Annotated in this window: 15 protein-coding genes and 1 pseudogene; 8 read left to right on the forward strand and 8 right to left on the reverse strand. The window is 70.6% G+C overall.

Going from position 1 to position 12,877, the window contains the following annotated elements; translation table 11 throughout:
* The first annotated feature begins 1 nt into the window (after position 1).
* The 3 genes from KBX50_RS04280 (at position 2) to KBX50_RS04290 (ending at position 1,470) form a co-directional block, all read left to right on the forward strand.
* Positions 2-583, forward strand: a complete 582-nt coding sequence (locus KBX50_RS04280; RefSeq protein WP_210934818.1) for a TetR/AcrR family transcriptional regulator — start codon at positions 2-4, stop codon at positions 581-583.
* 62 nt (positions 584-645) lie between these two features.
* Positions 646-1,143 carry a metallophosphoesterase gene (locus KBX50_RS04285; RefSeq protein WP_210934820.1) on the forward strand — a complete coding sequence of 166 codons (498 nt, stop codon included), beginning with the start codon at positions 646-648 and terminating at the stop codon, positions 1,141-1,143.
* A gap of 36 nt (positions 1,144-1,179) precedes the next feature.
* Positions 1,180-1,470 carry a DUF427 domain-containing protein gene (locus KBX50_RS04290; protein ID WP_210934822.1) on the forward strand — a complete coding sequence of 97 codons (291 nt, stop codon included), beginning with the start codon at positions 1,180-1,182 and terminating at the stop codon, positions 1,468-1,470.
* Here KBX50_RS04290 and KBX50_RS04295 read toward each other — a convergent pair.
* Together KBX50_RS04295 and KBX50_RS04300 are read right to left on the reverse strand one after the other, a co-directional pair.
* Positions 1,448-2,233, reverse strand: a complete 786-nt coding sequence (locus tag KBX50_RS04295) for an alpha/beta fold hydrolase (RefSeq protein ID WP_282101313.1) — start codon at positions 2,231-2,233, stop codon at positions 1,448-1,450. The genes KBX50_RS04290 and KBX50_RS04295 overlap by 23 nt on opposite strands.
* Positions 2,230-2,823 carry a TetR/AcrR family transcriptional regulator gene (locus KBX50_RS04300; protein ID WP_210934826.1) on the reverse strand — a complete coding sequence of 198 codons (594 nt, stop codon included), beginning with the start codon at positions 2,821-2,823 and terminating at the stop codon, positions 2,230-2,232. Before KBX50_RS04300 ends, KBX50_RS04295 begins: the two co-directional genes overlap by 4 nt.
* Positions 2,824-2,895: 72 nt before the next feature.
* Here KBX50_RS04300 and KBX50_RS04305 point away from each other — a divergent pair, with 72 nt between their 5' ends.
* The 3 genes and pseudogenes from KBX50_RS04305 (at position 2,896) to KBX50_RS04315 (ending at position 5,542) form a co-directional block, all read left to right on the forward strand.
* Positions 2,896-3,945 carry a zinc-binding dehydrogenase gene (locus KBX50_RS04305; RefSeq protein WP_210934828.1) on the forward strand — a complete coding sequence of 350 codons (1,050 nt, stop codon included), beginning with the start codon at positions 2,896-2,898 and terminating at the stop codon, positions 3,943-3,945.
* Between the two features lie 83 nt (positions 3,946-4,028).
* A pseudogene (locus KBX50_RS04310) lies at positions 4,029-4,115 on the forward strand (RidA family protein); the annotation flags it as partial.
* A gap of 233 nt (positions 4,116-4,348) precedes the next feature.
* Complete coding sequence (locus KBX50_RS04315) at positions 4,349-5,542, forward strand: MFS transporter (protein ID WP_210934830.1); 1,194 nt, start codon at positions 4,349-4,351, stop codon at positions 5,540-5,542.
* A gap of 52 nt (positions 5,543-5,594) precedes the next feature.
* On the opposite strand, the gene KBX50_RS04320 is transcribed toward KBX50_RS04315, so the two are convergent.
* Positions 5,595-6,146: a hypothetical protein gene (locus KBX50_RS04320; RefSeq protein ID WP_210934832.1), complete on the reverse strand. Its 552-nt coding sequence runs from the start codon at positions 6,144-6,146 to the stop codon at positions 5,595-5,597.
* Between the two features lie 157 nt (positions 6,147-6,303).
* Here KBX50_RS04320 and KBX50_RS04325 point away from each other — a divergent pair, with 157 nt between their 5' ends.
* Positions 6,304-7,599, forward strand: coding sequence for a low temperature requirement protein A (locus KBX50_RS04325; RefSeq protein WP_210934834.1), 1,296 nt, complete (start codon positions 6,304-6,306; stop codon positions 7,597-7,599).
* 121 nt (positions 7,600-7,720) lie between these two features.
* Positions 7,721-8,500, forward strand: a complete 780-nt coding sequence (locus KBX50_RS04330) for a formate/nitrite transporter family protein (protein ID WP_210934836.1) — start codon at positions 7,721-7,723, stop codon at positions 8,498-8,500.
* A 6-nt stretch (positions 8,501-8,506) separates the two neighbouring features.
* Here KBX50_RS04330 and KBX50_RS04335 read toward each other — a convergent pair whose 3' ends face one another.
* The 5 genes from KBX50_RS04335 to KBX50_RS04355 form a co-directional block, all read right to left on the reverse strand.
* A complete protein-coding gene (locus KBX50_RS04335; RefSeq protein WP_210934839.1) occupies positions 8,507-8,878 on the reverse strand; it encodes a DUF1330 domain-containing protein in 372 nt (123 codons plus the stop codon).
* Between the two features lie 105 nt (positions 8,879-8,983).
* Positions 8,984-9,862 carry a mechanosensitive ion channel family protein gene (locus KBX50_RS04340; RefSeq protein WP_210934841.1) on the reverse strand — a complete coding sequence of 293 codons (879 nt, stop codon included), beginning with the start codon at positions 9,860-9,862 and terminating at the stop codon, positions 8,984-8,986.
* Between the two features lie 177 nt (positions 9,863-10,039).
* On the reverse strand, positions 10,040-10,729 hold the full coding sequence (locus KBX50_RS04345; RefSeq protein WP_210934843.1) for a hypothetical protein: 690 nt from the start codon (positions 10,727-10,729) through the stop codon (positions 10,040-10,042).
* A 204-nt stretch (positions 10,730-10,933) separates the two neighbouring features.
* Entirely contained in the window at positions 10,934-12,022 is a 1,089-nt protein-coding gene (locus KBX50_RS04350; RefSeq protein ID WP_210934845.1) for a ubiquinol-cytochrome c reductase iron-sulfur subunit, read from the reverse strand.
* Positions 12,019-12,795 carry a c-type cytochrome gene (locus tag KBX50_RS04355; protein WP_210934846.1) on the reverse strand — a complete coding sequence of 259 codons (777 nt, stop codon included), beginning with the start codon at positions 12,793-12,795 and terminating at the stop codon, positions 12,019-12,021. Before KBX50_RS04355 ends, KBX50_RS04350 begins: the two co-directional genes overlap by 4 nt.
* Between the last annotated feature and the right edge of the window lie 82 nt (positions 12,796-12,877).

Below are 12,877 nucleotides of genomic sequence, written 5' to 3' on the forward strand. Positions count from 1 at the left end.
CATGGGCACCAGACGCCGGGGCGAGGATCTGGAACGGGCGATCCTGCAGGCGGCGGCGGAGGAACTGGGCCGGTCCGGTTATCCGGGGATGACCATGGACCGGGTCGCCGCCCGGGCCGGGACCAACAAGAACGCCATCTACCGCCGGTGGCCGCATCGGGCGGCGTTGGGCATCGCCGCGTACCGCCACCTCTCCGACGCCGCGATGCCGAACCCCGACACCGGTACGCTGCGGGGCGACGCGCTCGAGATGCTGCGGCAGGCGAACGAGACGTGGTCCTCGCCGCACGGAGCGGTCCTGCGCAGCCTGCTGGCCGCGGCGGCGGACGATCCGGCGCTGCTCGACCTGATGCGCGAACGTTCAGGCGCGGACACCATGGACCGCGCCTGGCTGACCATGCTCGACCGCGCGGTCGCCCGCGGTGAGGCAGCGCCGACGGCCGTGCATCCGCGGGTCGCGGCCGCGCCGATGATGCTGCTGAGAGCCGAGTACGCGATGCGCGGCACACCGTCGGTCCCCGACGAGGTCCTGATCGAAATCGTCGACGAGGTCTTCCTACCGCTCGTCCGCGGTCGCGTCTGACCCCCGCACGACGGTGGGCCGACGCGCGCCGGCCAGGGCCGGGGCGGGGCTACGCTGACCGGGTGCGGCTGGTCATCATGGCAGACACCCACCTGCCGAAACGTGCCCGGGACCTGCCGCCCGGGCTGTGGGCCGCCGTCGACGCCGCAAACCTTGTCATCCATGCCGGCGACTGGGTCGACGCCGCCCTGCTCGACGACCTGGAACGGCGCAGCGCCCGGCTGATCGGCGTCCACGGCAACAACGACGGTCCCGACCTGCGTGTCCGACTGCCGGAGATCGCCCGCGTGGACATCGGCGGGATGCGGATCGCGGTGGTGCACGAGACCGGGCCGGCCAGTGGCCGGGAGCGGCGGTGCGCGGCGCGCTTCCCCGACTGCGACCTGCTCGTCTTCGGCCACTCCCACATCCCCTGGGACAGCGAGGCGCCCGGTGGCCTGCGGTTGCTCAATCCCGGCTCGCCGACCGACCGGCGCCGCCAGCCGTACGCGACGTACCTCACCGCCGAACTGGCCGACGGTCGGCTCGACGCCGTCACCCTGCACGAGGTGCCGCGCTAGCCGTAGCCGGGACGCGGGCCGGCCTAGTCTGGGAGCATGCCGAAAGCCATCTGGAACGACCTGGTCATCGCCGAGAGCCCGGACACCGTCGTGGTCGAGGGCAACCACTATTTCCCCCGTGCCGCGCTCCGCGACGACCTGCTGCGGGACTCCGACACCCAGACGGTCTGCCCGTGGAAGGGCACTGCGTCGTACTACACGCTGGAGCACGACGGGCAGACCAGTGTGGACGCGGTCTGGTACTACCCGCAGCCGCTGCCCGAGGCCGAGATGATCCGGGACCGGGTCGCGTTCTGGAAGGACGTCAAGGTCGTCGGGGGCGACTGACGTCGACGTCAGCGCCGAGGGTGCTGTCGAAGGCGGTCAGCCGCCGCATGAACCAGGACGGGTCGGCCAGGTGGGGGTAGTGGGTGACGGTGGGCGACATCTCGACGACCGCACCGGGAATTCGACCGGCCAGCCAGGCTGGGTAATCGTCGGCCACGGGTAGGCCGTGTAGCGACAGGAAGGGTGTGGGCTGCCGCATCGCCATCACGTTCGCCATGAACGCGGCCAGTTCCGGCGGTTCGAGGTCGAGCAGGGGCGCCCATGCTCCGAGCAGTACGTCCTGGCGCAGCGTCCGGCTTCTGCTGATCTCTTCGGCGACGGCGGTGTCCAGCTGCCCGTACATCCTGGCCAACGCCGACGTCATGAACTCGGCGAAACCATCCCCTCGCAGGGCCCTGGCCGCCCGTGCCGGCAGCGGTTTCACGTCGAGTGTCTGATCGACGGTGACCACACCGCGCGCCGGGAAACGGGCGGCGTAGGCGGTGGCCACCACCCCGCCGTAAGAATGCCCCACGACCAGGGGATCTTGCTCGATGCCCAGGGCACGGACGAGTTCGTGGAGGTCGCCGGCCATGCTCAGCGGGTCGTACGGCGGCACTCGTGGCGAGACGCCATGGCCGCGCAGGTCGACGCGGACCGTACGGAAGTGCGAGGCCAGCGGCGCCCGAGCCCAGGAGTGGCGGTCCTCGGTCATCCCATGGATCGCGACGAGGAGTGGCCCAACGCCATCGACGTCGTGGGCAAGCGGGACGGTCCGCTTCATCGGTGTGCGCCTTCCGTTCCGCCGGCTCGGAGGCTGGCGCGAACGAGGCTGCGTGCCAGCTCGGTGCTTTCCGCGAGGGTGTCGAGGGCGAGTGGTTGGGTGGCGAGAGCGCCCTCGTGCAGCACGAGGAGCCGGGTGGCAAGCGGGGCGGGTTGTGCGCAGCCTGCCGCGGAGGCGAGTTCCCTGAAGAGATTCAGCAGCCAGTGCTTCTGGTCCGCGGCGATGCGGTGGGCGGGATGCGCCGGGTCCGGGAGTTCGGCCAGCGCGTTGATGAACGCGCAGCCGCGGGTGTTGGTCCGGCTCCAGGTCCGCAGCGCGTCGAACGGTGCGGTGACCGCCGCGACCGGATCGTCGCACGCGTCGACGGTGTCGTGGACGAGCGACCGCCAGCGTTGGTCGCGCTCGGTGAGGTACGCGGAGACGAGGTGGTCTTTCGAGCCGAACTGGTTGTACAGGGTCCGTTTGGTCAGACCCGAGTGCTCGGCGATGAGATCCACGCCGACTGCGGTGATCCCGCGGTCGTAGAAAAGCTCCTCGGCGGCCGCGAGAATGCGCTGGCCAGCCGGGGTGCGGACCCGGGTTTTCGGCATGTGGGGCTCCCCCTCACCGATCGCTGTACGCTGGTGGTTCACAGATCAGTGTACTTATGGAGGGGGCAGCTGATGGCGGTGCCGACGACCATGCGTGCCGTGCGGATCACCCGGCACGGTGGACCGGACGTGCTGACCGAGGCGGAGGTGACCGTGCCCGCCCTGGCAGCGGGGGAGGTGCTGGTGCGGGTCAGCGCGGTGGCGCTGAACAACACCGACCTGTGGACCAGGGAGGGTGCCTACGGTCGCCCGGGGGATCCGCAGGCGCGGTCGGGCTGGCGGGGGCCGATCGAGTTCCCCCGCATCCAGGGCGCCGACGTGGTCGGCCGGGTCGTGTCGGTGGGGCCCGGGGTGGACGTGGGCCTCGTCGGCCGCAGGGTGGTGGTCGATCCGGCGATCTACGACGCCGACGGGCCGGACGCGAACCCGGTCGGCCTGATGGGCAGCGAACGCGACGGTGGATACGCCGAGTACGTGACCGCACCGGCGCGGCAGGTGCACGACATGACGGAGTCGCCGCTGGCGGACGATCAGCTCGCGGCGTTGCCGACGGCGTACGGCACGGCGCTGGGCATGATCGAGCGGGGCCGGCTGCGGTCAGGGGAAACCGTCCTGGTCTCGGGAGCCTCCGGCGGCGTGGGGTTGGCGCTGGTGCAGATCGCGCGGGCGCGTGGCGCGCGGGTGCTGGCCATCAGCAGCGGGGAGAAGATCGACGCGGTGCGCGAGGCGGGAGCGCACGACGTGGTGGACCGCGCGAAGGACGTCGTCGAGCAGGTCCGCGCCATCGCCCCGGAGGGCATCGACGTGGGGCTCGACGTCGTCGCCGGCGACCTCGTGGGCGAGGGGCTGCCCCTGTTGCGCGACGGTGGCCGGTGGGTCATCGCCGGTGCGCTCGGCGGCTACCAGGTGGCCTTCGACGTGCGCCGCCTCTACCTGCACAACGCGCAGTTGATCGGCTCCGCGATGCACAGCCCGGCACACTTCGAACTCCTGATGGACCTGGCCCGGCGAGGCGAGATCGCACCCGTCATCGCGGCGACCTTCCCGCTGCACCAGGCTGCTGACGCCCAGGCGGAACTCGCCCGTCGGCAGCACGTGGGAAAGATCGTCCTGTTTCCGTAGGGCCCCGTCGGAGGCGACATCCCGCCGGTCGGTCTTCACGCCGTTCGGTGGTGCAGCTCCAGGACGCCCCGGTCGAGGACCAACCCACCCGCACCACCGTCGCCGTACACCAGTTGCCGCACCCGCACCTGCTGATCGAGATACAGGCGGTCGGCCGGCGGCGGCCATGACCGGTCGACGCCAGCGTTCCGAGGCGGCCCAGGGGAGTGGTGACACCATCATCCTAGGACGGCCTGGCGGTTGTGGGGGGCGTCACGGCAGGTAGCGGAGACCCGGGCGCCTGCGCCAAGTTGTGCAGGGGCACGGCAACCGGCATCCGCGACGGCTGCGAACGGGCAGTGGCGCATCGCCCGGCCCGCTGCGCACCAAGATGATCTACGGTGGCGGTCGAGGAGCGCGGACGATGTCACGACCCGGGGTGCAGCGTGCGCTGATCGCCGCCGTCCAGGTGCTCAGCCTGGCGGTGTGGTTCTCGGCCTCCGCCGTGGTGCCGGCGCTACGCGAGTCGTGGCAGATCAGCGCCGCCGCATCCGTCTGGCTGACCGCGTCCGTCCAACTCGGCTTCGTCGCCGGTGCCGTCACCTCCACCGTGCTGAACCTGGCCGACCGGATCAGGCCGCACCTGCTGATGGCCGGCTGCGCGACGCTGGCCGCCGCCTGCACCGGCGTCTTCGCCCTCACCGTCGACGGGCTGGCCGGGGCCGTCCCGCTGCGCTTCCTCACCGGTGTCTTCCTGGCCGGGGTGTACCCGGTCGGCATGAAGCTGACCGGATCCTGGGCACCGCCGGCCCGCCGTGGGCTCGCGTTCGGCGTCATGATCGGCGCGCTGACCCTCGGCTCGGCGCTGCCGCACCTGATCGGAGGGCTGGGCGACCTGCCGTGGCGTGGCGTGATGGGCAGCGCGGCCGGCTGCGCGCTGCTCGGCGCGGTGGTGGCCGTGACCCTGGTGCGGGAGGGTCCGCAGTTCGCTCCGGGCACGCCACCGCGTCCGTACCCCCGGTACGCCCTGGCGATGTTCGCTCAGCGCGGTCCACGGTTGGTGAACCTGGGCTACTTCGGACACATGTGGGAGCTGTACGCGCTCTGGACCTGGCTGCCCAGCTTCCTGATCGCGGGTACGGCCGCCCGGACCGGCCGCGACGGCGTGAACGTCAGCCTGCTCGTGTTCCTGGCCGTCGGCCTCGCCGGAGTCGCCGGATGCCTGGCCGGCGGGTGGGCCGCGGACCGATTCGGGCGATCCCGGGCCGCGTTCACCGCCCTGGTGGTCAGTGGTGCCTGCTGCCTGGCCTCACCGCTGTTCTTCACCGCGCCGCCCGGCGCCGTCGTGCTGCTGGGCGTGGTGTGGGGTGCCGCGGTCATCGCGGACTCCGGCGTCTTCTCGACCGCCCTGAGCGAGGTCGCCGACAAGCGGTACGTCGGAACCGCGCTCACCGCGCAGACGGCCATCGGGTTCGCCCTGACCGTCGTCACCATTCAACTCGTCCCCGTGCTGGCCGACGCGGTCGGCTGGCGTTGGGCGTTCCTGCTGCTCGTCCCGGGCCCGTTCGTCGGCGCGCTGGCGATGCGCGCCTTCGGCCGTGCGTCCGCTCGTGCCTGAGCCGCGAAAACGGCACCGCGCTCGGGCTGGCCGGCGGCGGCCTGGCTGTCGGTCATCGCGCACGAGGTAGGGCGGCGGTGGTGACCGTACGCCCGGCGTCGTCGTGTGCGGTGACCGTCGGCGGCCGGCGAGAGCCCCACACCACGATCAGATGACCGTGGTACGGGACGGGCAGGCGGCGGTCGGCGACCCGTAGTTCCGTGATCCCAGAGCCGACGAGTATCTCCCCCGCGTGCACCCACCGGCTGCCCCACGGCAGCGGGCGCCGGGTGTCGCGGAGGGCACCGGAGCTTCCCTCCACCACCACGTCATGCGGCGCGAGGCTGACGCGGGCGAGTGCGAACTCGTCTGCCGTCAGGTCGTCGCCGCTCGAGGACGCGCTGCCGCCGAGCTGTCGCCAGGCGCCGCGACCATCGCTGGCCAGCAGGTGTGTCTCATCCCAGTGGCAGCCGACGCCGCGACGGAGAAACCGGGTGGCGGCGATGTCGCCGTCCACGTCGACCGCGACCGGTGCGAATCGGCGACGCCGGCTCAACCGCAGCGGGCGGTCCGGCAGACCCGATCTGATCAGACGCAGGCTCTCGGCCTGACTGTCGTACGCCACCCGCCGACCGTATCGGCGTCGAGGCGCGGTGTGCAGCATGCGCCCGTCTCCACCGGCTGGAGCAGCCTCGACCTGGAGAAGGGACGACAGCGTACGTCGCACTTGGTCAATTGGTGGAAACCAGATCTTGTCGTCGCTCTTCGCCCAAACTGGCCGGGTGAGTGCTCCACCGCCGTTGCGCCGTTCCCGTTGGCTCCGGCCGGTCATGCCCGGTTCTCGGGTCACCCGCCTGGAGCTGTTCTTCGACCTGATCTTCGTCTTCGCGTTTCTCAACGTGGCCGGCCTGGTGTCGGTCGAGGTGACCACGCAGGCCGTGCTGTCCGGCACGGTCGTGCTGGCTCTGCTCTGGTGGTGCTGGACGACGTTCGCCACGCTGGGCAACCTGGTCCGCGCCGACCACGGACTGCTACCCCTGTTCGGGTTCGGGGTGATGGCCGCCGCGTTCGTGCTGGCGATCGCCATCCCACAGGCGTTTCTCAATCAACCCGACGACCTGACCGGCCCGGTGGTGTTCGCCGTCGCCTACCTGGTCCTGCGTGCCCTGACCCTGGTCGCGTTCCTGTACGCGCTCAGCGCCGCCGGCCGCAGCCGCCGGCAACTCATGCTGATCAGCCTGCCGGCAGTGGTGGCGGCAGTGCTCGTCGGGTTGGCGGCCTCCGCGAGCCGGTGGGTGCCGGCGCAAGCCGTCCTCGACGTACGCCTCGGGTTGTGGGCTGCCGCCCTGCTGGTCGAGTATTCGGTCGGTCTGTTCCTGCCGTACACCCGCTGGGCCGTCGCCTCGGCCGGGCACTGGGCGGAGCGGCATTCGCTGATCGTCATCATCGCCCTCGGCGAAGCGGTCATCTCCCTCGGGCTCGGTCCGGGCCGGTTCGACCGGCTCGCCCTGACCGCGCCGGTGGTCACCGGGTCCGTGCTCGGTATCGCGTTGCTGGCGACGCTGTGGTGGCTGCACTTCGACACGCTGCTGCCGAGCGTCGAGCAGGCGATGCACGGCACCCGGGGTCCGGAGCGGATCACCCTCGCCCGGGACGTCTTCTCCTACCTGCACTTCGTGACCATCGTCGGCATCGTGGGGATCGCCCTCGGGCTGAAGTTGGTGCTTGAGGCGGTTGCCATGCCCGAGGCCGAACCGCTGCCCTGGCCGGCCGTCACCACCCTGTACGGTGGCGTCGCCCTCTATCTGCTGGCCGGTGTGGCCGTCGCGGCGCGGACGTTTCGCCGGCTGCGGGCCACCACGCTGATCGCCGCAGTGGTCGTCGGTCTGCTGGCGGTGCCGGCGGCCGCGCTCACCCCTCTCGTCGCGCTGGCCGTGCTGGTGTCGGTCTGCGGTGCCCTCGTGGTGATCCAGCGGTTCAGCGCCGCCGACGCGCGGACGCGGATCAAGGCCTCGGTCCACGCGGAGGAACGGGCGGTCGAAGTGGCGGCCAGCGAGTGGCGCCACCAGCATCTCTGACCTGGCGGCGGCGAACCTCCGGCGTACCCACGTCGGCGACGAGCGCTGCCATCTCCCGTTGGCCGGGCGTGAGGCGTTCGATGGGTGATTCGGTCGTGACCCGCGCGGGTACCCGGTCGGGATGGCACGAGCACCCTCCCCGGAGGAGATCTACGACAGCGCCCGCGCCGAGGGCGAGCGGCGACTGTCCAGCGGCGCTCTGGAACAAGCCTCCACCGGATTCATCGCCGGGGTCACCATCGTCTTCGGCATCGTGGCGCTGGGTGTGGCCCGGGAACTGGCCGCACCCGACTTCGCTTCCGGTGTGGGGCAGTTGGTCGGCGCGCTGGCCTTCGGCATCGGCCTGATCTTCGTGGTGGTCGGCCGCACCGAGTTGTTCACCGAGAACTTCTTCGACCCGGTCGCCGCCGCGGTGACCCGTCGGCGCCTCGGGGCGCTGTGGCCGCTGGCCCGGTTGTGGCTGCTGGTGCTCGTCCTGAACTTCGTCGGCGGTGCGGTGATGGCCGCCGTGTTCACCGTCCCCGGCACGCTGCCGGGCCGCGCCCACCACACCCTGGCCCTCGTCGCCGAGGAGATCGCCGCCAAGGACGGGCTGGCGACCTTCACCCGCGGTATCGCCGCCGGAACCCTGTTGACCCTGCTGTCCTACCTGCTGCACGCCGTCGGATCGGTGGGCAGTCGGATGCTCCTGGCGTACGTGGTGGGGTTCTTCCTCGCCCTAGGCCCGTTCGATCATGTCGTGGTTTCCGGGCTGCATCTGCTGTTCGGTATCTGGCTGGGCGCCCCCGTCTCCTACCCGGATCTTGGGCTGAACATCGTCCTCTCCGGTGCCGGGAACCTCCTGGGCGGCCTGCTCCTGATGACGCTGACCCATGCTGTCCAGGTCAAGGGCAGCGGCTGAGGACGGTCAGCTGTTGCCCCAGGGCGTGGTCGGTTGCAGGACCGCCTGTTGCAGGGCGACGGTTCGCCACCTTGTGACCTGCTGATATTCGGGGTCGGCGACCATCCGGCTGAAAGCCGTCCGGCTCGGGTACCGCACCAGCAGCACCGCGTCCCACGCCTGGCCCTCCTCGGCGACCAGGGCCGGTCCACCGTCACCGGCGTAGAGCACCTCGCCGCTGTGGCGGGGCAGGAAGGTCTCGCGCAGCTCGGCGGCGTACCGCTCGTACGACTCCCGTCCACCGTCGGCGAAGCGCAGCAGGTTGAGCATCACCACAGGCGCCTCGGGATCGGTGGCGAGGAACTCTTTCAGATCCTGACCGGTCGGGTCGACGGCCATGTTCGCGTCTCCTTCCGTTGAGGGTGGCGACATCAGACCACAGACCTCGGTGGCGGGAGAACCGTCCGGTGGCCTGGCCGAGGGTACGCGGGGTGGCGGCGGGTGTCAGGGCCGCCCGGGTACGGGTGCGGCGGGCCGGGCAGTTCCTGGTGGCGGAGCATGGACGGTGATGTCCTGGGTGACGGAGGCGACCCGGAGGCCGTTTTCGGTGAAGCGATCGAGCACTCGCCGGGTGACCTGGTCCTTGACCTGTCGGGCTGCGCGTACCGGCACCACGAACCGGGCGGACAGCTCGATCCAGTTGGGGGTGGCACGGATGAAGACCCGAGGATCCACCTCGGCGTCGGCGACCGGGTAGCGGTGGCGCATCTGCTCGATGGCGCGCTGCGCCTCGGCGGTGGAGGAGATGTTCTGCGCCTCCTCGCACAGGATGCGCTCCGCCAGGTGCCAGTCCGCCTCGTAGGGGACCGGCAGGGTCAGTTCCTCCCACAGATGGTCCAGCACGGTGCTGCTGTTGAACACCGGCGCGGTGAACACGAAACGATTCGACAGGGACACCACGCGCCCGGTGTACTGGCGGCCGCGGATCCAGGACTCCGGGTCGGAAGAGGATCCGCTCTCCAGGATCCGGGTACGTAGTGGGGTGATGTCCAGGACGTCGCCGCGGACGCCGCACATCTGGATGCGGTCACCGACGCGGAACTGCCGGCCGGTGAGGATGCTGACCCAGCCGGCGAATGCGCCGAGGACCTCCTGCAGGGCCAACGCGAGCCCGGCGGCGAGAAGACCGACGACCACGCCGATCCGGCCGGCGAATGGTCGCCACAGCAGCGCCAGCGCGAACAACAGCGCTACGACGGTCAGGTAGTGCACCGCCTTGCGGAGGTAGTACCGGTTGGTGGTGTCCTTCACCTTCACGGTGGCCAGCCGACCAGCCAGGGCGGCGACGACGACAGCGAGCAGGGCCAGGACGACGCTGGTCACGAGTCGACCGTTCACGCTGCTCGTGTCCCACAGTATTTCCAGGAACCGCGCCATGGTGTTGCCCATCGTTCTCGGCGGCCGACCGATGTGTGTCCGTCGCGTCTTCACCTTAGGCAGCCGCCGACGGGGGGATTCGCGGAATGCGCGACACACCTTCCGTGCCGGTGGGGTGCGGCGTCAATCGCTGTGGTCGGCTCCGTCGTGGATCTCGGCGTCCTCGGTCTCGACGACTGGTGGTGGCGGTGGCACGGGGGTCAGGGCAGCGGCGACCGGTGCCGGGCCGGTGACGCGTTGCCCATTGCCGAAGTCGAAGGTGACAGAGGCGTGCTGCCCGGAGCGGAGAGACTCGTCCAGATCGAGGAGTTGAAAGTACCGGCCGGATTGTTCGTTGAACCGCACGAAGCTCAGCGGCGGGAGTTCGATCCGAGCGGGCCCGGTCGCTGGTTGCGGCACCCCGCTCTGCGGCGATCCGTCGGGGGAGAGGGAGGCGTTCGGGCTGGCGGTGGTGGGGCGCGGAGATGCTGCGTCCGACCGGGGAGGGATGGGTCGGTCAGCATCGACGATGACGACCTCGCGGGCGTCCTGCGTGGTGACGGTCACCGTGACCGGCCCCTTCGAGTCGTTGTAGATGACGGCGCTGAGCAACGCGTTCTCGCCGGCGCGGTAGCCATCAGCGCCCGGAAACTCGATGAGCAGACCGCGAACCGCGTACTCGCCGTTGTCGGCCATGAGGTTGACGCCCTGGATGGAGGGCTCCTTCTCGGCCGTCTCCGCGATCTGCCCCGCGCCGCATCCGCCGAACAGCAACACGACCAGTGCCGTGCCGGGCAGCGACGCCCACCGGAGCGTTCTGGCCGGTCGCGTCACGGTGCCTCCTCGCGGTTCCGCGCTCCGTCTCGGTGCTCCGCGTTCCGTTCGCGACCGCGGCGACAAACCCAGCCTAATGCCGCTCGACCGGGCCGGTGCGCGGATCCAGGTGGCTCGCCTACCGCCAGCCTCGCCGCGATCGGCCGGGCCGATCGCGGCACCACCCGCCGGCATCCGACGTGGCCGGCCGGACCGGGACAGGCGTCAGGGGCGTTCCCAGAAGTCCGGACCGATGGGCTGGCGATAGTCGGAACTGGCGACGAAGAAGCCCTCGTCGTCGACCTCGATGGGCAGCTGCGGCAGCGGCCGGCTGGCCGGCCCGAAGACGGGTCGCGCGTTGTCGGTGATCAGAAACTGGGACTGATGGCACGGGCAGAGCAACCGGTTGGTCTGTTGCTCGTAGAGGCTGGCGGGGCAGCCGGCATGGGTGCAGATCTTGGAGTAGGCGATGAAGTCGCCCCACATCCAGTCCTGCTTGCCGGCCCGACGGTTGTTTTCCCGTGCGGCGAGGGCATCCTCGGCGCGCAGCCGGATGAGCAGCGTGACCGAGTCGGCGTACTGGTTGCTGACGCCGTGTGGGATGCCTGGGAACACGGTGACCTGGCCGCCGGGTAGCACGTCCAGCGGCCGGACGGGCCGCAGGTCTTCCCGAACGAGCCGGATCCTGGTGACGGCGCCGTTGTCGTCGGCGGGGGCGAACCCGGTGCGGAACAGTTCCCGGTTGTCGTGCGGGTCCCTGATGAGGCCGCCGACCAGGGGAGCGGCGACGACCGCCCCGACCGGAACCAGACCCGCGAGCAGGGACACCCCGAGCACGGGGCGCCGTTTCACGCCCAGCTCGTCGGCCATGTACAACATGGTCTGGCCGGTGATGCGCCGATCGGCGGCGGGTACCGGCTCGTCGTGCCGGTCCTGGATCGACACCTCTTTCGGCAGCAGTCGCTTGCCCCAGACCAGGATGCCGAAACCCAGCGCGAGCAGCGCGACGCCGAGGGTCAGACCGAGCAGCGGGGTGTAGTACTCCTCGATGTCACCCACCAGTCGATACCGCCAGGGCCACCAGATGTAGACGATGAGGAAGGCCGTGGCGGACAGCCCGGTGACCAGGAAGAGGGCGGCCACGGTGCGGACCAGTCGCCGTTCGGCCCTGGAACCGGCGGCCACCTGCGGTTCGTAGTGGACGATCTCGATGTCATCGCGGCGCGCACCCTCGCGAACCACCTCGAAGCGAGCCAAGCCGGGGTCGTCGACGTCCGTCGGCTCGCGGCCGTGTCGTTCGGTACCGGTGTTCACGACTTACCCGCGATCCACAGACTGGCGAACACCAGGGCGATGATGCCGACAAGGAAGATCGCCAATCCTTCGGTGGACGGGCCGTAGCGGCCGAGGTTGAAACCGCCCGGGTCGCGATCGTCCTGCACGACCTGCTGGATGTAGGCGATGATGTCGGCCTTCTGCTCAGGGGTCAGCTGACTGTCGCCGAACACCGGCATGTTCTGTGGACCGCTGAGCATCGCCGCGTAGATCGTCCGATCCGACGCCGGGTACAGACTCGGCGCGAACTTGCCGGAGGACAGGGCACCCCCGCCGCCGCCGAAGGCGTGACACTGCGAGCAGTTGATCCGGAACAATTCTCCGCCCCCGGCCAGATCGGCGTCGTTCAACTGTTCGTCGACGCTGTCTGGCACCACCGGGCCTCCGCCGATCTCCTGGATGTAGGCCGCCAGCTGACGGACCTCCTCGTCGCTGTACTGCGGTGGCTTGCGCAACGCCTGCGCCTCCTGCCGCGCCAGTGGCATCCGCCCGGTACCGACCTGAAACTCGACCGACGCCGCGCCCACCCCCACCAGGCTGGGCCCGCGCCCCTCGACACCACCGGCGCTGCGTCCGTGGCAGGTGATGCAACCGACGTTGAACAACGCCTCACCCTGCGCGGCGGCGCCGCTGAACCGAGGCTCCTCCTGCGCTCGCGCGGCGGGCGCGAAAGTCGCATACACCCCGCCGGCCAGCACCAATGCGGTCAAAAGCCGGGCTGCGGCTCCGAGACGCCGACGGGCCCTGCTCATCGAACGTACGACAATCCGGCGGCTCGGCCGTTGCCGGCCGGATCGGCCCCGACGATCAGTCGCCACGCCGTCTCCTGTGTCC

Source organism: Micromonospora sp. C51, from assembly GCF_018070435.1.
GTDB lineage: Bacteria > Actinomycetota > Actinomycetes > Mycobacteriales > Micromonosporaceae > Micromonospora > Micromonospora sediminimaris.

Coding starts and splice junctions, on each gene's coding strand:
- KBX50_RS04305 (WP_210934828.1), top strand. CDS start 2,896: ATGGCGGTGCCGACGACCATGCGTGCCGTGCGGATCACCCGGCACGGT.
- KBX50_RS04295 (WP_282101313.1), bottom strand. CDS start 2,233: ATGAAGCGGACCGTCCCGCTTGCCCACGACGTCGATGGCGTTGGGCCA.
- KBX50_RS04330 (WP_210934836.1), top strand. CDS start 7,721: ATGGCACGAGCACCCTCCCCGGAGGAGATCTACGACAGCGCCCGCGCC.
- KBX50_RS04280 (WP_210934818.1), top strand. CDS start 2: ATGGGCACCAGACGCCGGGGCGAGGATCTGGAACGGGCGATCCTGCAG.
- KBX50_RS04335 (WP_210934839.1), bottom strand. CDS start 8,878: ATGGCCGTCGACCCGACCGGTCAGGATCTGAAAGAGTTCCTCGCCACC.
- KBX50_RS04290 (WP_210934822.1), top strand. CDS start 1,180: ATGCCGAAAGCCATCTGGAACGACCTGGTCATCGCCGAGAGCCCGGAC.
- KBX50_RS04315 (WP_210934830.1), top strand. CDS start 4,349: ATGTCACGACCCGGGGTGCAGCGTGCGCTGATCGCCGCCGTCCAGGTG.
- KBX50_RS04300 (WP_210934826.1), bottom strand. CDS start 2,823: ATGCCGAAAACCCGGGTCCGCACCCCGGCTGGCCAGCGCATTCTCGCG.
- KBX50_RS04355 (WP_210934846.1), bottom strand. CDS start 12,795: ATGAGCAGGGCCCGTCGGCGTCTCGGAGCCGCAGCCCGGCTTTTGACC.